15 protein-coding genes and 1 pseudogene are annotated in these 17,831 nt (G+C 62.5%); 11 read left to right on the forward strand and 5 right to left on the reverse strand.

Features of this window, described 5'->3' with window-relative positions:
- Positions 1 to 67: 67 nt before the first annotated feature.
- The gene (locus AC0L2X_RS13540) at positions 68 to 463 is read left to right on the forward strand and encodes a hypothetical protein (protein WP_352492673.1); all 396 of its coding nucleotides are present in this window, start codon (positions 68 to 70) and stop codon (positions 461 to 463) included.
- A gap of 6 nt (positions 464 to 469) precedes the next feature.
- Here AC0L2X_RS13540 and AC0L2X_RS13545 read toward each other — a convergent pair whose 3' ends face one another.
- A complete protein-coding gene (locus AC0L2X_RS13545) occupies positions 470 to 1,243 on the reverse strand; it encodes a gamma-glutamyl-gamma-aminobutyrate hydrolase family protein (protein ID WP_473557738.1) in 774 nt (257 codons plus the stop codon).
- A gap of 284 nt (positions 1,244 to 1,527) precedes the next feature.
- Here AC0L2X_RS13545 and AC0L2X_RS13550 point away from each other — a divergent pair, with 284 nt between their 5' ends.
- On the forward strand, positions 1,528 to 2,637 hold the full coding sequence (locus AC0L2X_RS13550; RefSeq protein WP_352492671.1) for a TRAP transporter substrate-binding protein: 1,110 nt from the start codon (positions 1,528 to 1,530) through the stop codon (positions 2,635 to 2,637).
- 66 nt (positions 2,638 to 2,703) lie between these two features.
- Here the strand turns inward: AC0L2X_RS13550 and AC0L2X_RS13555 are convergent, their stop codons facing one another.
- The 4 genes from AC0L2X_RS13555 to AC0L2X_RS13570 all read right to left on the reverse strand — a co-directional run bounded on the left by AC0L2X_RS13555 (position 2,704) and on the right by AC0L2X_RS13570 (position 7,215).
- Positions 2,704 to 3,726 carry a zinc-dependent alcohol dehydrogenase family protein gene (locus tag AC0L2X_RS13555; RefSeq protein ID WP_473557734.1) on the reverse strand — a complete coding sequence of 341 codons (1,023 nt, stop codon included), beginning with the start codon at positions 3,724 to 3,726 and terminating at the stop codon, positions 2,704 to 2,706.
- A gap of 16 nt (positions 3,727 to 3,742) precedes the next feature.
- Positions 3,743 to 5,521: a TRAP transporter large permease gene (locus AC0L2X_RS13560; protein WP_473557851.1), complete on the reverse strand. Its 1,779-nt coding sequence runs from the start codon at positions 5,519 to 5,521 to the stop codon at positions 3,743 to 3,745.
- Positions 5,521 to 6,105, reverse strand: coding sequence for a TRAP transporter small permease subunit (locus AC0L2X_RS13565; RefSeq protein ID WP_352492669.1), 585 nt, complete (start codon positions 6,103 to 6,105; stop codon positions 5,521 to 5,523). Before AC0L2X_RS13565 ends, AC0L2X_RS13560 begins: the two co-directional genes overlap by 1 nt.
- A gap of 204 nt (positions 6,106 to 6,309) precedes the next feature.
- A complete protein-coding gene (locus AC0L2X_RS13570; protein WP_292658326.1) occupies positions 6,310 to 7,215 on the reverse strand; it encodes a branched-chain amino acid ABC transporter permease in 906 nt (301 codons plus the stop codon).
- Positions 7,216 to 7,354: 139 nt separating this feature from the next.
- On the opposite strand from AC0L2X_RS13570, the gene AC0L2X_RS13575 reads away from it, so the two are divergent.
- From AC0L2X_RS13575 to AC0L2X_RS13615, 9 genes and pseudogenes are all read left to right on the forward strand, one after another.
- A complete protein-coding gene (locus AC0L2X_RS13575; RefSeq protein WP_473599929.1) occupies positions 7,355 to 7,963 on the forward strand; it encodes a CGNR zinc finger domain-containing protein in 609 nt (202 codons plus the stop codon).
- Positions 7,956 to 8,486 carry a hypothetical protein gene (locus tag AC0L2X_RS13580; protein WP_352492667.1) on the forward strand — a complete coding sequence of 177 codons (531 nt, stop codon included), beginning with the start codon at positions 7,956 to 7,958 and terminating at the stop codon, positions 8,484 to 8,486. Before AC0L2X_RS13575 ends, AC0L2X_RS13580 begins: the two co-directional genes overlap by 8 nt.
- A gap of 224 nt (positions 8,487 to 8,710) precedes the next feature.
- On the forward strand, positions 8,711 to 12,190 hold the full coding sequence (locus tag AC0L2X_RS13585; RefSeq protein ID WP_473557727.1) for an indolepyruvate ferredoxin oxidoreductase family protein: 3,480 nt from the start codon (positions 8,711 to 8,713) through the stop codon (positions 12,188 to 12,190).
- Between the two features lie 151 nt (positions 12,191 to 12,341).
- Positions 12,342 to 14,663 carry a putative bifunctional diguanylate cyclase/phosphodiesterase gene (locus AC0L2X_RS13590; RefSeq protein ID WP_473557724.1) on the forward strand — a complete coding sequence of 774 codons (2,322 nt, stop codon included), beginning with the start codon at positions 12,342 to 12,344 and terminating at the stop codon, positions 14,661 to 14,663.
- A gap of 150 nt (positions 14,664 to 14,813) precedes the next feature.
- Positions 14,814 to 15,596, forward strand: coding sequence for an N-acyl amino acid synthase FeeM domain-containing protein (locus AC0L2X_RS13595; RefSeq protein ID WP_023676258.1), 783 nt, complete (start codon positions 14,814 to 14,816; stop codon positions 15,594 to 15,596).
- A 117-nt stretch (positions 15,597 to 15,713) separates the two neighbouring features.
- The gene (locus tag AC0L2X_RS13600) at positions 15,714 to 15,863 is read left to right on the forward strand and encodes a DUF3096 domain-containing protein (RefSeq protein WP_013528205.1); all 150 of its coding nucleotides are present in this window, start codon (positions 15,714 to 15,716) and stop codon (positions 15,861 to 15,863) included.
- Between the two features lie 173 nt (positions 15,864 to 16,036).
- Positions 16,037 to 16,261 (forward strand): aa3-type cytochrome c oxidase subunit IV, encoded by a 225-nt coding sequence (locus tag AC0L2X_RS13605; protein ID WP_473557721.1) that lies wholly within the window; start codon positions 16,037 to 16,039, stop codon positions 16,259 to 16,261.
- An 81-nt stretch (positions 16,262 to 16,342) separates the two neighbouring features.
- The gene (locus AC0L2X_RS13610) at positions 16,343 to 17,617 is read left to right on the forward strand and encodes a Re/Si-specific NAD(P)(+) transhydrogenase subunit alpha (protein WP_473557719.1); all 1,275 of its coding nucleotides are present in this window, start codon (positions 16,343 to 16,345) and stop codon (positions 17,615 to 17,617) included.
- A pseudogene (locus AC0L2X_RS13615) lies at positions 17,617 to 17,831 on the forward strand (NAD(P) transhydrogenase subunit alpha); the annotation flags it as partial. The gene AC0L2X_RS13610 and the pseudogene AC0L2X_RS13615, both read left to right, overlap by 1 nt.

Below are 17,831 nucleotides of genomic sequence, written 5' to 3' on the forward strand. Positions count from 1 at the left end.
AGCAAAATGAAGCGCGCCTCCCTGATCTCTTCGAACGCGGCGCGCCTGAAATGCGCGGAGAACCAGGATGAAGACGCTTCCCGCATTAATGGCAGTCGCTGCGCTGTTCGGCAGCGCCCAACTGTTTTACGCCGGTAGCGGTGAAAGCCGTGCAGCCAGTGAGGCACCACCTTCATCCGGCAACTACAGGCTGGTAGCCCATGGCGACGAGGCGTCTTGTGCGGTCAGCCGCGGCGCCGAGATTTCGCAAGGCCTGTCGCTGTTGACCGTCGCCGCAAATTGCCGCCGGGTGTTGCCCGGCGTCGAGCAGGCGAAGTTCTGGCGAGAGCAGGATGACGGCACGGTCACCTTCAGCGCCAACGGTACCGATCCGATCGTCATGTTCTCAGTCGCCGACGGCGATGGTTACGAATCCTACGCGCCGGCGCTACCGCTGCTGACGCTGGCGTCGACCGGCAACTGACGAGCGCTATTCTGCCGCGGCGCGCGACGCGGATTTTGCGGCAGCATGCAGGCGCACCGCATCGCCAAATGCGCGAAATATCTTTAACGAGATGCTGTCCGATTTGACCCAGTATTCGGGATGCCACTGGACGCCGACGGCGAAAGCCCGTGCATCGCGCACCGAAACCGCCTCGACAGTGCCATCGGCGGCGACCGCTTCGACCTGCAGCTTCGGGCCAAGCCGGTCGATGGCCTGGCGATGCACCGAATTGACCATGACGTCGCCGGCGCCGAAGACCCCGGCCAGGCAGCTGCCGGGTTTTATCGACACGCTCTGGCGGATGGCGAAGCGTTCGTCCTGATTGTCGCTTGCCGGCGCACGATGATCGAGCGAACCGGCGCGTTCCTGGATTTCGGTGGCCAGCGTGCCACCCAGCGCCACATTCATCTCCTGGATGCCGCGGCAGATGGCGAGCAACGGCACCCCGCGCTCCACCGCCCGGCGGATCAGCGGCAACGTCGTCGCGTCGCGGGCGGGGTCGTAAGGACCATTAGCTTCGCTGGCGTCACCGCCATAGAGCGAGGGATGAACGTTCGATTTGGAACCGGTGACCATGACGCCGTCGACGGCGGAAAGCAGTTCATCGAAGTCGAGCCGGTCGCCGAAGGACGGTACCAGCAGCGGGAACACGCCTGCACCCGAAAGCGCCGCTTCGAGATATTGCTGTGGCGCGGCATGCCAGGTGTAATTGTCGAACTGGCGGACGTCGGTCGATATGGCGACGAGCGGCTGGTGCATTTGGTCCGGATCCCATCGGGTGCAACGAATTATCTGCCTGCAAAATAGGCGATCCGAAGGCGCATTTCCATGGCAAGTTTCGGCGTGTCGCGTAGGCCAGTTAATCGACCTTAGACTATAGTTGCAAGATCTGCCCCAACGCCGTGAATTTCCCCGAAATGCGCCACTCAAACCGGGCTGCCGCGCTGGACTCGACTCCTTGCCTGTGTATTGTCGGCTCGAAGCCGATCCGGGCGCCGATGTGTCCCGAATGTCGGTCAGTGGATCCAAAAGGGAGGAACTTCATGGATCGTCGTTCGTTCATCCGCAAGGCCGGCACCGCCGGTGTTGGCGCCGCGGCCGCTGCCGCGACACTTGCCGCGCCGGCCATCGCCCAGTCCAATCCGAAAGTGACCTGGCGGCTGGCGTCGTCCTTCCCGAAGTCGCTCGACACGATCTATGGCGGTGCCGAAGTGTTTTCCAAGATGCTGTCGGAGGCCACCGACGGCAACTTCCAGGTCCAGGTCTTCGCCGCCGGCGAACTCGTTCCCGGCCTGCAGGCCGCCGATGCCACCACTGCCGGCACCGTCGAGGCCTGCCATACTGTGGCATACTATTACTGGGGCAAGGACCCGACCTGGGCGCTGGGAGCGGCGGTTCCGTTTTCGCTCAACGCGCGCGGCATAAACGCCTGGCACTATCATGGCGGCGGCATCGACCTGTTCAACGAGTTCCTGGCGACGCAGGGTCTGTTCGGGCTGCCGGGCGGCAATACCGGCGTGCAGATGGGCGGCTGGTTCCGCAAGGAGATCAAAACGGTCGCCGACCTTTCCGGCCTCAAGATGCGTATCGGTGGTTTTGCCGGCAAAGTGGTGCAAAGGCTCGGCGTGGTTCCTCAGCAGATCGCCGGCGGCGACATTTATCCGGCGCTGGAAAAAGGCACGATCGATGCCGCCGAATGGGTCGGCCCCTACGACGACGAGAAGCTCGGCTTCTACAAGGTTGCGCCCTATTACTACTATCCCGGCTGGTGGGAAGGTGGACCGACCGTCCACTTGATGTTCAACAAGGCGAAATACGACGAACTTTCGCCGGCTTACAAGTCGCTGGTGCATACTGCCGCTCAAGCGGCCGACGCCAACATGCTGCAGAAATACGACTATCTCAATCCGGCGGCGGTTAAGCGGCTGGTTGCCGGCGGCGCCAAGTTGAGCCCGTTCAGCCAGGAGATCATGGCCGCCTGCTTCGAAAAGGCCAACGAGGTCTATGCCGAGATGGAAGCCTCGAACGCGCCGTTCAAGAAGATCTGGGACTCAATCAAGGCGTTCCGCAAGGAGCATTATCTCTGGGCGCAGGTGGCCGAGTACAACTACGACACTTTCATGATGGTCCAGCAGCGCAACAGCAAGCTCTGAATCTTGCTGCTCTGCGGCGCCGGCGTTCCTTCGGGACGCTGGCGCCGCAGTGCATCTCGTTTGCGATCAGCCGGGCATTACCAGGACCTTGACCTCACCGGGCGCCGGCGGGTTGGCAATGATCGCCACCGCCTCGTCGAGGCTGACCTGCCGCGATATAAGCCGATCTACCTCGATCGCCCCCGAGGCGATAAGATCGGCGGCCCGGCGATGGGTAAAGGGGTTGAGGAAGGAGCCCAGGACCTTCAACTCGCGGAACAGCAGGTCGAACGGTTCGAACGCCGCTTTCATGCCTCGCGGCATCACGCCGACGATGACAACTGTGCCGCCCGCTTTGGCCAGCCGTAGCGACTGCTCGACGGTGTCTTTCACGCCGGCGCATTCGAACACCACGTCGACTCCGCCCGGCATCAAACCCGACCGGCCGACGATCGCTTCGGTGACGTCGGAAGCGCTGGGATCGACCGTCGCCGTTGCGCCAAGTTGCTCGGCTAGAGCCCGCCGCGAGGCCTGACGCGTCGACAAGATGATGGTCGTCGCACCGGCGAGCTTTGCCAGTTGAACGGTGAGCAAGCCGATCACGCCGCCGCCGAGCACGGCAACCGACGAGCCTGGTTTGATCGCGGCAAGGTCCACGCCATGCAGACAGCAACCGAGCGGCTCGCAGAACGCACCATGCGTCGGCGCCAGATTGTCTGGCAAAACGAAGGCCTGTTTCTGCGGCAGGACAAGATATTCGGCAAAGCCGCCATCGCGATGGATGCCGATGGCGCGCAAATTACCGCAGAGATTGACCCGGCCCGCTTGACAATGCGCACAGCGCCCGCAGGCAATATTGGGGTCGCCGGTAACGCGGTCGCCCACGGAAAAGCCGGATACGGCAGGTCCGATCGCCTCGACGATGCCGGAGAACTCATGCCCGAGCGTCACCGGCGGCGTGCACGGGAATTCACCATGGAAAAGATGCCTGTCGGTGCCGCAGACGCCGCACGCCTCGATCCGCACCAGCAGCTCGTCTGGCCCGGCGGTCGGTTTCTCGACCTCGCACATGGCGAGGCGGCCCACTCGCTCCAGTCGCACCGCCTTCATGGCTACCGGGCCTTCCTCAGTTGAAACTAGGTGGTTGCGACAGATCGACTGCCGGCGCCGCCGGTTTCGCGGGCGGCTTTTCGTCGAAGCTCGGCGGCTGCGACAAATCCGGTGTGGAAGGTGAGGCCGGGGCAGTGCCGCCGTTGGCCGGCGGCGCGCCAAGCGGCGACAAGCCGATGCCAGGCGTCTCCGGCACCTGGTAGTTGATGGTGCCCGGATCGACGACGGTGCCTTTGTAGTGCATCACCATCTGCGGGAAGGCGATGGTCAGGCCGATCATGATGACCTGGATGCAGACGAAGGGCACCGCGCCCCAATAGATCTGCCCTGTGGTGACCGGCGCGATCTGCTTGCCGCTGAGCCGGTCGAGATAGGGCACGCGCGCGGCGACCGAGCGCAGATAAAACAGCGCGAAGCCGAAGGGCGGATGCATGAAGGAGGTCTGCATGTTGACGCCCAAAAGCACGCCGAACCAGATCAAGTCGATGCCGAGCTTATCGGCCGCCGGTGCCAAAAGCGGCACGATGATGAAGGCAAGTTCGAAAAAGTCGAGGAAGAAGGCGAGCACGAAGACGAGGATGTTGACGCCAATCAGGAAACCGACCTCACCGCCCGGCAGCGACGTCAACAGGTGCTCGACCCAGATGTGGCCATTGACCCCGTAGAAGGTCAGCGAGAACACCCGCGCGCCGATCAGGATGAACAGAACGAAGGACGACAGCCTGGTCGTCGAGGCCAGCGCCTGCTTGACCACGTCGAGTGACAGCCGCCCCTTCATCGCCGCCATTGCCAGCGCGCCGACGGCGCCCATGGCGCCGCCTTCCGTCGGCGTGGCGATGCCAAGGAAGATTGTGCCCAGCACCAGGAAGATCAGCGCCAGCGGCGGGATCAGCACGATGATCACCTGCTGCGCCAGCCTGGACATCAGGTTGATCTTCAGGCGCTGGTCGATGATCGCCACGACATAGATGAAGATGACGCCAATACTGGCGCCGAGGATATCGGCGTTGCCGCCATGGTTCGGCGCGAGGTAGCGATACGCCGCATAGGAAACCACCACCGCCGCCAGCAGCGCCGCCAGCAGCGACAGCACGCCATGGCCCAGCGTGCGGGCCTCCAGCGGCAGGGCCGGCATCGACTTCGGCCGGAAGATCGACATGAGCAGGATGTAGAGCATGTAGATGCCGGTCAAAATGAGCCCGGGGATCAGCGCGCCCTTGTACATATCGCCGACCGAGCGGCCGAGCTGGTCGGCCAGGACGATCAGCACCAGCGACGGCGGGATGATCTGGGCGAGCGTCCCGGACGCGGCAATGACGCCGGATGCCAGCCGCCGGTCGTAGCCGTAGCGCAGCATGATCGGCAGCGAAATCAGCCCCATGGCGATGACGGAAGCCGCCACCACGCCGGTCGTCGCGGCAAGCAGAGCGCCGACGAAAATCACGGCATAGGCCAAGCCACCACGGACCGGTCCGAACAACTGGCCGATCGTGTCGAGCAGGTCTTCGGCCATGCCGGATCGTTCGAGCACGATGCCCATGAAGGTGAAGAACGGGATCGCCAGCAGCGTATCGTTCGACATCACCCGGCTGCCATAGAAATTATCCGGCAACGCGTGCAGCAACGGCCAGGCGAGATTGATCGAGCCGCCCGAATAGGGCGACAGCAGTACGCCGATGAAGAAGAACATCAGACCGTTGGCGGCGAGCGAGAAGGCGACGGGGTAGCCGATCAGCAGGAAGACGATCAGCGAGGCGAACATGATCGGCGCCATGTTCTGGGCGATGAACTCGATCACGAGCGCACCTCTTCGACGAGCGCCTTGGCTTCGAGTTCGGCCTGCTCATGCACCGATATGAACGGAGTGGGATCGTCCATCCGACCGCGCATGATGGCGATCTTCTTGATGATTTCGGAAATGCCCTGCAGCGCGAGCAGGAAAAAGCCGACCAGCAGGATCGCCTTCGCCGGCCAGATGATCAGCCCGCCGGAATTGTTCGACATCTCGCCGCTGCGATACGACAGCGACACATAGGGAACGAAATAGACCACCATCAACGTCACGAACGGCATCAGGAAGAAGACGTGACCGAAAAGGTCGATCCAGTGCTGCACGCGGCGCGAGAACATGCCGTAGACGATATCGATGCGGATATGGTCGTTCTGCTTCAGAGTGTAGGCGGCGGCCAGCATGAAGGCGGCGCCGAACAGATACCATTGCAATTCCAGCCAGGCGTTCGAGGACATGTCGAACACCTTGCGGATGACGGCGTTGGCGGCGCTTACCAGGATTGCCAGCAGGATCAGCCACGAAACCCATTTGCCGATGAATTCGTTCAAACGGTCGATGGTTCTGGAAAGAGCGAGAAGCCCTGCCATGCATTCCTCCCTTGTGTCAGAGCACGCCGGTTCCCTGTCCGTCGCGTCGCTGTGGACCAACGGTATGCAGTGCGTGGTTCGGCGGGTCAACATGGGACAGCCCGCATAAACACAGTTGCGAGGTGACGCCCGGCAAAATGCTGCCTCGTCGTTTGCATGTCCAAGGACATGCGGCGCTTTCATCCAACCAAAGTCGGATGCGGCTCAGGCGATCTTCTGTTGGTCGCGGCCGGAGCCGATCAGCACAAGCATGGCGACGAGGAACAGGTACATCCAGCCGTCCCGCCATTCGAGCGGGAAATAACCGGCCCATAGCGATTCGGCCATGCCGAAAGCGGCGGCGCCCAGTGCCGCCCGCAAAGGCGAGAGATAGCCGCCCACTGCGGTTACGAACAGGATCTTCAACCCGTAGACCAACCCTGTGCCGAAGCTGATGTTTCCGTAGTAGAAGGCGGCGAGCACGCCAGCCAATGCCGCGCAAAGCCCGCCGAAAAGCACCGCACGCCGGAACACCGCGCGGACATCGACACCGCACATCGCAGCGGCCTTGGGATCGTCGGATACGGCACGCCAGCTTCGGCCGAAGCTGGAATGTGTGAACCCCCACGCAGCCAGCGCAATAGCCGCCAGCACGGCGGCGCAATCGAGCAATTGGATCAGCGTCAACGTCGCCTTGAAGCTGGCATTCTGCGCGAAGACGATGGTCTGGGCCAGCATTGGCGGCAACCATAGGTCATGGGTATCGGCGGCGATGCGGCTGGCTTCCGACAAGACCAGCAATATGCCGAGCGTCGTCACCACGATGGCGTTGGGCGAGCGGTCGGCCAGCGGTTCGAAGATGCTTCGCGACAGGACATGGCTGAGCAGCGCCGCATAAAGGAATGCCGCAGCTACGCCGAGCGCAACCGATGCAAACAGCGTCAGCCACAGCGCCTGATAGCCGAACGCCGCGGTGAGGATCATCGTATGCCCGCAAAAGGCGAACAGCGCGCCATAGGCAAGATTGGTACGGTGCAGGATGCCGTTGGTCAGCACGTAGCCGAAGGCAAGCAATGCGTAGAGCGCGCCCGAATGCAGCCCGTTCAGAACCTGCTGGAAGAAATAGAGCATGCAAGACCCTCGATGCATGTCCCGCAATCGGGGCGGGGTTTGGGGCGGACGACATTCTCAATACGGCGATCGCCTCAGTGACGAGCGTTGCACCCGGAATCTAACTTGTCAAACGCGATTTATCGGTTAGATTCTCCATATGACAGTATCCTGGACTCCGCACCGCTTCACCGGTGGCATGCTGGCGCTCGACACGGCGAACACCGTCGTTTTGCGGAACGATCCAAAGGAAACCTTCGACCGTTTCGACGATCCGGCCGAGATCGCCCGCTTTGCCGAAGCGGCGAGTGGCTTTCGCGCCGCCGCGCGCGGCGGCCGGGGGGGGGTGGGGGCCGGGGCGGGAAAAGTAAGACCCCGGGGGGGGGTGGGGCGGGGGGCGCACCATCGGCTGTTTCGCGGCGCGGTATCGAAAGGTGCGATCGACACCGCCGACATGCCTGAGTTCCTGGAAGCCTGCGCCGATGGCCTCGCCCATGGCCACACCGAAATCGGCACGCCCGGGAAACCGTTCGGCGACCCGGCAAATCCGATCGCCTTCGAGGCGGCGCTTGCGGTCTCGGCGCTGTCGCTGCTGCGCAGCGACACCATCGCCAGGCTGAGGATATGTCCGAACTGCAGCTGGCTGTTTGTCGACCGAAGCCGCAATTCCAGCCGCCTCTGGTGCGACATGGCGGTGTGCGGCAACCGCCAGAAGGCAAACCGATACTATCGCCGCCGAACCGCGGCCAGGGAGGTCACCAATGTCTAAGAAATGTTCGCGCGCGATGATTGTCGTCGCGGCGTTGTTTGCGGCGGCCGCGCTCGGCGCCTGCCGTGATTCCGGCAAGGACCAGCTGTTCGCCATTTCCGGGAAGCTGTTCGAGTTCAACTACCGGCTGGGTATCGCCACCTATGTCATCACCCTCAATCCGCTGCGGCCGGTGGGTGAGGGGCAGGTCGCTGTGGTCTCCTTCCAGAACCCGGCCGGTGGTGATCCGATCATCGTCACCCAGAAAATATGGCCGAAGCTGCCGCATGTGACGCTCACCAGCCCGCCGCTCACCTGCGTTGTCAAGGACAAGCCCTATGCGGTGTCGATCCGCATCGAGGATTCCAGCGGCAAGTTGCTGCAGAGTTTCGAGACCACTCTGACGTCCTCGCTCGACCAGTCGGTCCTGCCCGACCGGCCTCTGGTGGTCGGGCCAGTCTACGAGCTCAACAAGGACTTGGCCGGCCATGTCGACGGCAAGCTGCCCGGTGAACCGAAGCCCAGCTGCCCAAAGGCTGCATGATGCGTCACCAGCGGCACCGACCGCCGCCGGAATTTTCGTGCTTGGCCATCCTCCCCGACAGGCGTTTCGTGGCGCCACACGGCCGCTCACGGATCGTTTGTTGCGGACCGCCTGGCACCTTCGATTTTGTTTGACCTCCCCGGCAAGGGAAGAAAGACTGTGGGCACTCGACTCCGACGTTGGCCGCGCACCTCTAGGCGCGACCTCCGCACAGGAAATGCCTGATGACGCTGCACAATGTCGCGCTCGACGACAAGTTCGACCTGGCAAAGGAGCGCATCTTCCTGTCGGGTGCCCAGGCAGTCATCCGCATGCTTCTGATGCAGCGCGAGCGCGACCGCCGGGCTGGCTTGAACACCGCCGGTTTCGTCTCCGGCTATCGCGGCTCGCCGCTCGGCGCCCTCGACATGCAGTTGTGGAAGGCCAGGAACCAGCTCGCTCAGTCGGACATCGTCTTCCAGCCCGGTCTCAACGAAGAGCTCGCCGCCACCGCCTGCTGGGGCTCGCAGCAGGCCGAATTGCTGGGCGAGGGTACCCATGACGGCGTTTTTTCAGTCTGGTATGGCAAGGGTCCGGGCGTCGACCGCTCCGGCGACGTGTTCCGCCACGCCAATCTCGCCGGGTCATCGAGACATGGCGGCGTGCTGGCCCTGATGGGTGACGACCACATGGCCGAATCCTCGACCAACGCGCATGCCACCGAGTTCCTGTTCGTCGACACCATGGTGCCGATCCTTAATCCGGCCGGCGTCCAGGAGATCATCGACTACGGCCTCTACGGCTTTGCCATGTCGCGTTTTGCCGGCACCTGGGCGGCGATCAAATGCGTCAAGGACAACATCGAATCGACGGCCTCGGTCGATGCCGCGCTCGACCGGCTAGATATCGTCATCCCGGACTTCGACATGCCGCCCGGCGGCCTCAACATCCGTAACGAGATCGACATGCTCGGCCAGGAGGAGCGGTTGCATGAATACAAGCGCGCCGCCGCTTCGGCCTTCATCCACGCCAATGGGCTGAATCGGATCGTCTATTCGGGCGGCAGCAGCGCCAAGCTTGGCATCGTCACCATCGGCAAGAGTTATCTCGACGTTCGCCAGGCGCTGGAGGATATCGGCATCGACGAAGCGGCCGCCAGTCGTATCGGTATCAGGCTGTTCAAGGTCGGCTGCCCGTGGCCGCTCGACCTGCAGCACATCGCCGACTTTGCTCGCGGCCTCGATACCATCGTCGTCGTCGAGGAGAAACGCTCGCTGATCGAGGTGCAACTGCGCGAGAACCTTTACGGCACTGCGACGCAGCCGGTCATCGTCGGCAAGAAGGACGAGCGCGGCGACTGGCTGTTCCCGGCCAAGGGCGCGCTCGACCCCAATGATATTGCCATCGCGCTCGGCGAGAGGATTTTGCGAACGATCGGCCCGTCGGAAGAAATCGCTGCGCGGGTGGCGAAGTTGCGCCAGTTCCAGGCGATGCTGGCCGACACGTCAGACATCGCCTCGCGCACGCCCTTCTTCTGCTCCGGCTGCCCGCACAATTCCTCGACCAAGGTGCCGGACGGCTCGCTTGCCGCCGCCGGAATCGGCTGTCATTTCATGGCGTTATGGATGGACCGCAACACCGTCGGCTTCACCGCCATGGGCGGCGAGGGCGCGCAGTGGGTCGGCCAGGCGCCGTTCTCGAAGCGCGAGCACATCTTCCAGAATCTGGGCGATGGCACTTACAACCACTCGGGTGTGCTGGCGATCCGCTTCGCGCTGTCGACCGACGCCAACATCACCTACAAGATCCTCTACAATGACGCCGTTGCGATGACCGGCGGGCAGCCGCACGAGGGCGGCCTGACGGTGGACATGATCGCCAGGCAGGTGCGCGCCGAGGGCGTCGAGCGCATCGCCATCGTCACCGACGAACCGGACAAATATACCGGCAAGGTGGAATTTCCCGCCGGCGCCACCATCCACCACCGCGACGATCTCGATCTCGTCCAGCGCGAGTTGCGTTCGGTCAAGGGCGTCTCGGTGCTGCTCTACGACCAGACCTGCGCCGCCGAGAAGCGCCGCCGCCGCAAGCGCGGCACCTTCCCCGATCCCGACAAGCGTATCTTCATCAACGAGCTGGTCTGCGAAGGCTGCGGCGATTGCGGCGTGCAGTCGAATTGCGTCTCGATCCAGCCGGTCGAGACCGAATTCGGCCGCAAGCGTAAGATCGACCAGTCGAGCTGCAACAAGGACTTCTCTTGTGTCAACGGTTTCTGCCCGTCCTTCGTCACCGTCCACGGCGCCAAAATCAGGAAAGCCGAAGGCATTGCCGGCGCGGCCGACCCGCTCGCGGGTGTGCCGGCGCCGGCGCAATTTGCGCTCGGTGAACAAGGCTGGGCGGCGATCATCGACGGTGTCGGCGGCACCGGCGTCGTCACCATAGGCGCGGTGCTAGGCATGGCCGCGCACCTGGAAGGCAAGGGCTGCGGCATGATCGACATGGCCGGCCTCGCCCAGAAGGGCGGCTCTGTGTTCACCCATGTCCGCATCGCCCGCACGCCGGACGACATCCACGCCATTCGCGTATCGGCCGGCAAGGCCGATCTCGTGCTTGGCTGCGATCTCGTCGTTTCGGGTGCCAAGAAGGTGTTGGCCGCGGTGCGCGAAGGCCATACCATCTTCCTCGTCAACACCGCCGAGATCATGCCGGGCGAGTTCGCCCGTTCGGCCGATTTCTCGCTGCCCGTCGAGCGGCTGAAGAAAGCGATAAGAACTGCCGCGGGCGACGGCAGGACGCATTTCTTCGACGCTACCCGCACCGCCACCGCGCTGTTCGGCAGCTCGCTTGGCGCCAACATGTTCATGCTCGGCTTCGCCTTCCAGCACGGCGGCTTGCCGCTGTCGGCGGAGGCGGTCGAGAAGGCGATCGAGCTCAACGGCGAGGCGGTAGCGATGAATATCGCGGCATTTCGCTGGGGCCGCCGCGCCGCCCACCAGCCGGATTTCGTCCGCAGCCTTCTCGCCCAGCCGGGCAAGGCCGCGCAGCATGCCGCAATTGCCGAGACGCTGGACGATATAATTGCTCGCCGCGTCGCCTTCCTGACCGCCTATCAGAACGCCGCCTATGGCAAGCGCTATGCCGACAGACTGGCGGCGCTGCGCAAGGCCGAAACCAATGCTGTGCCCGGTTCGACCGTGGTGACCGAGGCTGCCGCAAAGAACCTGTTCAAGCTGATGGCGATCAAGGACGAATACGAGGTAGCGCGGCTTTATACGGACGGCTCCTTTGCCGCAGAGCTCGCAAATCAGTTCCAGAGCTACGGCAAGCTTGAATTCCATCTCGCACCGCCGATCATGGGCAGGCGCGGCAGTGACGGCAAGCCGAAGAAATCGAGCTTTGGCCCGTGGATGATGAACGGGTTCCGCCTGCTGGCGGCGATGAAGGGCCTGCGCGGCACCGCTTTCGACCTGTTCGGCTACAGCGCAGAGAGGCGTATGGAGCGGGAGCTTCTTGCCCTCTATGAAGCCGACCTGGAGCTTGTCGCCGGCGCGCTGGCGCCGGGCAAGATCGAGGCCGCTGCCGCGCTTGTTTCGGTACCGGCGCTCATCCGCGGCTTTGGCCACGTCAAGCGGGCCAGTGCCGAAAAAGCCGCCGGCGAACGCCAGCGTCTGCTCGACCGCCTTTCGACGGCGCCGCTGCGGACGCAGCTTCAAGCCGCCGAATGATTCCGCACCGTGATACGCCTTGTTTACCTGAACTGTAGTTTCCCTGTTTCGTTGCGTCACCAATGGATGCCGGCAGGGCTCGAAACGCCGCTCTAAACCTTTCTTAAGGCCAATGTGACACTGCTGGGTTCCCCAGGGTTGGGATCCAGGCGTGAATCTGAGACGAAAAAACGAGATTCCGGTCGACGTTTACATTCCGTTCGTGGAAACGCTGTTTCGCGACGGGTTCACGCTGTCGATCGGCCTTGTTGCGCAGACACTCCTCGTCATCCTGGTCTATTGGAAGACCATGGACCTGGCGTATCTTCTCGTTGCCGCTGGGCTCATCATTGTCGGTACTCTGCGCCTTCGCAACATCCGGAAATACGGGCGACTTCCTTCCCCCACGACGTGGGAAGAAGCCCATGATCGTGAAAACGATTACATAATTTTCGGTTCGATGCATGGTTTCATGCTTGGCGCATTCTGTTTCGTCAGCATCTATCTGGCAAATGACAGCCACGACAACTATGCCGAAATAGCCTCTGTCTGCGTCACATTGGCATCGGTCACGTCGATTGCCGGCCGCAATTATGGGTCGCCGCGCATGGTCATGATTTTTATCATAACCACCACATGGCCCATATCGCTTGGCTTTATCCTGCGCGGCGATATCTACCACATCATCCTCGGTCTGATGTCGGCCCCCTTTCTGTTTGCGATCAAGCGGTTCGCCGACATCGTCCGCGAAGTGCTGTTTACCGCCCTGTCGGAGGAAAAGAAGGCGAACCGCATCGCGCAGCGTTTCAACCGCGCGCTCAACACCATGTCGCATGGCCTTGTCATGCTTGGCCCCGACGGCCGGGTGGCGGTGGCCAATGCCGAAGCCGCGCACCTGATGTCGCTCAAATCGGCCGATGCGCTGCTAGGCCGCTCGATCCACGGTCTGCTGATGCGCGGCGCTGCAGGCGGCATGCTGGCGCCGAAGGATTGCCGTTACATCGAAGCCCAGCTGACGCGTGCGTTGCGCGAGGGCCGCGACCGCAAGGTCCTGGTCTCGCTCACCAACGGCCAGCACTATGAATTTTCGGCGCGCGAAGGCAGCCAGGAACTGGGCGTCGTCACTTTCGAGGATGTGACCGCCCGGGTCGAGGCCGAAGACAAGATCCGCTTCATGGCGCGCTACGACAGTCTCACCGGCCTGCCCAACCGCGCCTACTTCCACGAGCTGGTGGTGGAAGCCATGGCCTCAGGGGATCCCGACCGTCTCTGCGGGCTGGTGGTGCTCGATCTCGATGATTTCAAGAGCGTCAACGACACGCTCGGCCATCCGGTCGGCGACGGATTGATCTACGCCGTTGCCGAGCGGCTGGCGGCAGTCGCTGGGCCAGGCATCACCGTCAGCCGCTTCGGCGGCGACGAGTTCATGATCTTCTTCGAGCGCATCGAGGATGAAAGCCACCTGACCGGCCAGGTTGATGAGATCTTTGTCAATCTGCAGGGCGAGGTCGATGTCGCCGGCCACGGATTACGCATCCAGGCCAGCGGCGGCGCGGTGCTGTCGCGGGTCAAGGATACCGACGTTGACGCCATGATCGTCAAAGCCGACCTTGCACTCTACAAGGCCAAGGAGCTTGGCAAGAACGGTTGGCGGCTGTTCGAGGCCTCCATGGATGCTGCCTTCCGCAGCCGTCAGCTGATGAAGGCGGACCTGCGCAGCGCTGTGGAAAATAACGAATTGCGGGTGGTCTATCAGCCGATCGTGACGATGAGCACGATGCGTATCGCCAGTTGCGAAGCGCTGTGCCGCTGGGATCATCCCGATCTCGGGCCGATTTCCCCCGGTATCTTCATTCCGCTGGCGGAGGAAATGGGGATTATTTCCGACATCAGCACCTTCGTCCTGCATGCGGCCTGCACGGAATGCGCCAAATGGCCGGCCCAGACCAGCGTGTCGGTCAATCTCTCGGCCAAGGATTTCCGCAACCGTGATGTCATCCAGAAGGTTCGCGACGCGCTGGCTGAATCCGGTCTCTCCGCTGGACGTCTGGAGATCGAGGTCACCGAGACGGCGCTGCTCGACGACAAGTCGCTGACACGCCAATATATCGAGGAGTTGAAGCGGCTCGGCGTGCGCATTGCGCTCGACGATTTCGGTACCGGGTATTCGAGCCTCAGCTATCTCCATAAACTGCCGCTCGACAAAATCAAAATCGACCGCTCGTTCCTGATCGATGTCACTCAGAACAGCCGGTCGCTCGAATTGCTCAAGGGCATCGTCAACCTGTCACGGCCGCTGGGACTTTCGGTTACCGTCGAAGGTGTCGAGACGTTCGAACAGCTCAAGATCCTAGCATTGCAGGTCAAGCCGGACCTGGTCCAGGGCTTTCTGTTCGGGTCGGCACTCAGCGCGTCCGGCATCGAGACGATGTCGAGCACCGTCTGGCCCTTCGCCAAGGACATCCAGACCGCAAGGAAGGCGCCGCGGCGCTGACTTCGCGCTGAAAAACCGCGTATTTTAGTATAATTTTATTAATTGTTAACCTTAACGGGCGGTAAACGAGCTCCTACTTATTTTCATCTTTACATCTCATGACCCGTCCGTAGTGTCGGCTGGTGGCGGTAATCGCGGGGAATAGAGTTCATGTGTGCCCAGTTGAGTTCGCTCGGCCATGCGGCGGGCGCTGGTGGGAAAGATGCGTCCGAGACCATGTCCAGCTTCGCGCAACATGTTTATGCGCTGCTTGACCGGACGGAGTACCGACGCTGTGAAAGCGGCGAGGACTTCGAAAGTATTTACAGGCTGCGCTACAATTCCTATCGGATGAACGATCTGGTGCCCGAGAATGCGTCCCGTCAGGTCCATGACGAATTTGACGAACTGCCCAATTGCCATACGTTCGGAATCTACATCGAGGGGCGGCTGGTCAGCACAATGCGCCTGCATAACGTGTCTGCTGATAACGCGACATCACCAGCGCTCAGCGTCTACAAGGACTTGTTGATGCCGCGTCTGGCAGCCGGCGAAGTCTTTATCGACCCGAGCCGTTTTGCCGTGGACGCCGAATGGTCACGGCTTTACCCGCAGATCCCGTATGTGACGCTGCGCCTTGCCGGCATGGCTTGCTTCCATTTCGGCGCGCCTTACTGCATATCCATGATCCGCGAGGACCATGCGGCTTTCTACAAGCGCATCTATCGGGCGCGACCGATCGGCGATGCGCGGCCCTATGCCGGCGTGATCAACTGTTTCGCGCTGCTTTATCAAGCCGATGTCCTGGCGATCAAGAACGAAACCTACGCTCGCTTTCCGTTCTTCCGTTCGACGCCGATGGAGCAGCGCATGTTGTTCGATACGCCCGGTGCCGGCGAACTCGCCCCCCTGACCATCCTGCCCACCGCCAAGTATTTTCGCGAAGCGGCCTGAACGAGCCATGGAGCCTTCCGGTCGCTTCGGCGTTCTGGGCAAGGGTGCTGGTGGTAGGTTGGCATGGCGACATCCGCCAAGCATCACTTCGACAGCGATCCGATCAAAGGAACCGATATGACCATTTCGACGCTCGCCCTTACCCCGCTTATCTCGCTGATCGCAGGCGTGCTGATCCTGGTGATGCCGCGGCTGCTCAATTATATCGTCGCCCTTTATCTGATCGTTGTCGGCCTGCTCGGTCTGTTCCCGCATCTCGCCGGCTAACGACATCGGCAATAGCGGACCTGCCATCCATTGGGATTGGTATCGCCGCGCTCCGCGCAGCGGCTTCAAGTTTTGCTTGAGATTGTTGGCTGCGGCGATGCGGCATTAGCGCCATTGCCCTTAACGCGGCTTTTCGCTATGTGCCTGAAAGATGTCTTCGAAGGGGTATTCCTATGGCTGAACACACGCCGACCGGTCCTGTCGAACTGGGCGCGAAGATGGACTATGCCGAGCATGATCGGACCTATGCAGGCTTCCTCAGGCTCGCGAAATACGGATCGCTCTTTTGCCTCGCCGTGCTTCTGGCCATGGCGTTCGGGTTCTTTGTGGGCGGCTTCTTCTCAGGAACTATCCTGTTCGTTCTGATCCTAGCCATCGGCGCCTTTATTCTCCGATAACTCCTCCAACCTTTGTCGAAGGCGCCCCCTGGGTCGGTCGGTGTCTTGCGGTAACAGGGTTCCGACCGAAAGGATCGTGCGGTGGGACAGACGGTTTTTATCCCTCGTGAGCTCGACGCAAGCGAGCCGCGTGTCGCGGCCTCGCCCGATACGGTGAAGCGGCTGGCGGCACTGGGTTTTGACGTGATTGTCGAAACCGGCGCCGGCACGGCGTCGCGCATTCCCGACGAGGAGTTCGCCCGGGTGGGCGCCGCGATCGGCAGGGCCGGCGATGCTGCCAAGGCCGATGTGGTGCTGAAGGTGCGCCGGCCGAGCGATGCCGAGCTGAAAGCGTATCGGCCGGGCACTGCCGTGATCGCGATCATGGATCCCTACGGCAACGATGCTGCGGTCGCAGCCCTTGCCAGGGCCGGTATTACTGCCTTCTCGATGGAGTTCATGCCGCGCATCACCCGGGCGCAATCGATGGACGTTCTATCCAGCCAGGCCAACCTCGCCGGCTATCAGGCGGTGATCGACGCGGCTGCCGAATATGACCGGGCGTTGCCGATGATGATGACGGCGGCTGGCACCGTACCGGCAGCGAAGGCGTTCGTCATGGGCGTCGGCGTCGCCGGCCTGCAGGCCATCGCCACCGCGCGCCGCCTCGGCGCCGTCGTCACCGCCACCGACGTACGCCCGGCCGCCAAGGAACAGGTCGCCTCGCTCGGCGCAAAATTCCTGGCCGTCGAGGACGAGGAGTTCAAGGCGGCGGAGACGGCCGGCGGCTACGCCAAGGAAATGTCCAGGGAATACCAGGCCAAGCAGGCGGCGCTGACCGCCGAGCACATCGCCAAGCAGGATATCGTCATCACCACGGCGCTGATTCCCGGCCGTCCGGCGCCGAAGCTGGTCTCGGCGGCAATGGTCGCCTCGATGAAGCCGGGCTCGGTGATCGTCGACCTCGCGGTCGAGCGCGGCGGCAATGTCGAGGGCGCCGAAGCCGGCAAGGTGGTGACCACGGCCAACGGGGTAAAGATCGTCGGCCATCTCAACGTTCCCGGTCGCGTCGCCGCCTCGGCCTCGCTTCTCTATGCCAGGAACCTCTATGCCTTCCTCGAGACGCTGGTCGACAAGACCACGAAGACGCTTGCCATCAACCACGACGACGAACTGGTCAAGGCGACGATGCTGACCGATGGCGGCAAGGTCGTGCATCCCGCCTTCGTCAGGGCTAAGCAGGAGCCGCCAAAGGGCCAACATGTCGAACCGCCGGCCATTCCGGCCAAGACGATGGTTGCCGAGGCTTCGGCGAAGCCGGCTGCGAAGAGGCCGGCCGCTTCGAGGAAGCCCAAGACCACCGGAGGGATCGCGTGATGGATCAGACCCTGCAGAAAGCCCTCGACCAGCTCGACCAGGCCACAGCTGCCGTGCGGCTCGCCGTGCAGAACCTTGCCGTCGCTCCCGGCACTGAGGCGGCCGGCGACGCCGCGTACGCGCTGTCCGGCGGCGCGATCGATCCCTTCGTCTTCCGCTTCGCCATTTTTGTCCTGGCGATCTTCGTCGGCTACTACGTCGTCTGGTCGGTGAC

It is taken from the genome of Mesorhizobium sp. WSM4828 (assembly GCF_055811175.1).

Bases quoted from the DNA above. Each gene is read 5' to 3' on its own strand.
- AC0L2X_RS13540 (WP_352492673.1), top strand. From the start codon at position 68: ATGAAGACGCTTCCCGCATTAATGGCAGTCGCTGCGCTGTTCGGCAGC.
- AC0L2X_RS13545 (WP_473557738.1), bottom strand. From the start codon at position 1,243: ATGCACCAGCCGCTCGTCGCCATATCGACCGACGTCCGCCAGTTCGAC.
- AC0L2X_RS13550 (WP_352492671.1), top strand. From the start codon at position 1,528: ATGGATCGTCGTTCGTTCATCCGCAAGGCCGGCACCGCCGGTGTTGGC.
- AC0L2X_RS13555 (WP_473557734.1), bottom strand. From the start codon at position 3,726: ATGAAGGCGGTGCGACTGGAGCGAGTGGGCCGCCTCGCCATGTGCGAG.
- AC0L2X_RS13565 (WP_352492669.1), bottom strand. From the start codon at position 6,105: ATGGCAGGGCTTCTCGCTCTTTCCAGAACCATCGACCGTTTGAACGAA.
- AC0L2X_RS13570 (WP_292658326.1), bottom strand. From the start codon at position 7,215: ATGCTCTATTTCTTCCAGCAGGTTCTGAACGGGCTGCATTCGGGCGCG.
- AC0L2X_RS13575 (WP_473599929.1), top strand. From the start codon at position 7,355: ATGACAGTATCCTGGACTCCGCACCGCTTCACCGGTGGCATGCTGGCG.
- AC0L2X_RS13580 (WP_352492667.1), top strand. From the start codon at position 7,956: ATGTCTAAGAAATGTTCGCGCGCGATGATTGTCGTCGCGGCGTTGTTT.
- AC0L2X_RS13585 (WP_473557727.1), top strand. From the start codon at position 8,711: ATGACGCTGCACAATGTCGCGCTCGACGACAAGTTCGACCTGGCAAAG.
- AC0L2X_RS13595 (WP_023676258.1), top strand. From the start codon at position 14,814: ATGTGTGCCCAGTTGAGTTCGCTCGGCCATGCGGCGGGCGCTGGTGGG.
- AC0L2X_RS13600 (WP_013528205.1), top strand. From the start codon at position 15,714: ATGACCATTTCGACGCTCGCCCTTACCCCGCTTATCTCGCTGATCGCA.
- AC0L2X_RS13605 (WP_473557721.1), top strand. From the start codon at position 16,037: ATGGCTGAACACACGCCGACCGGTCCTGTCGAACTGGGCGCGAAGATG.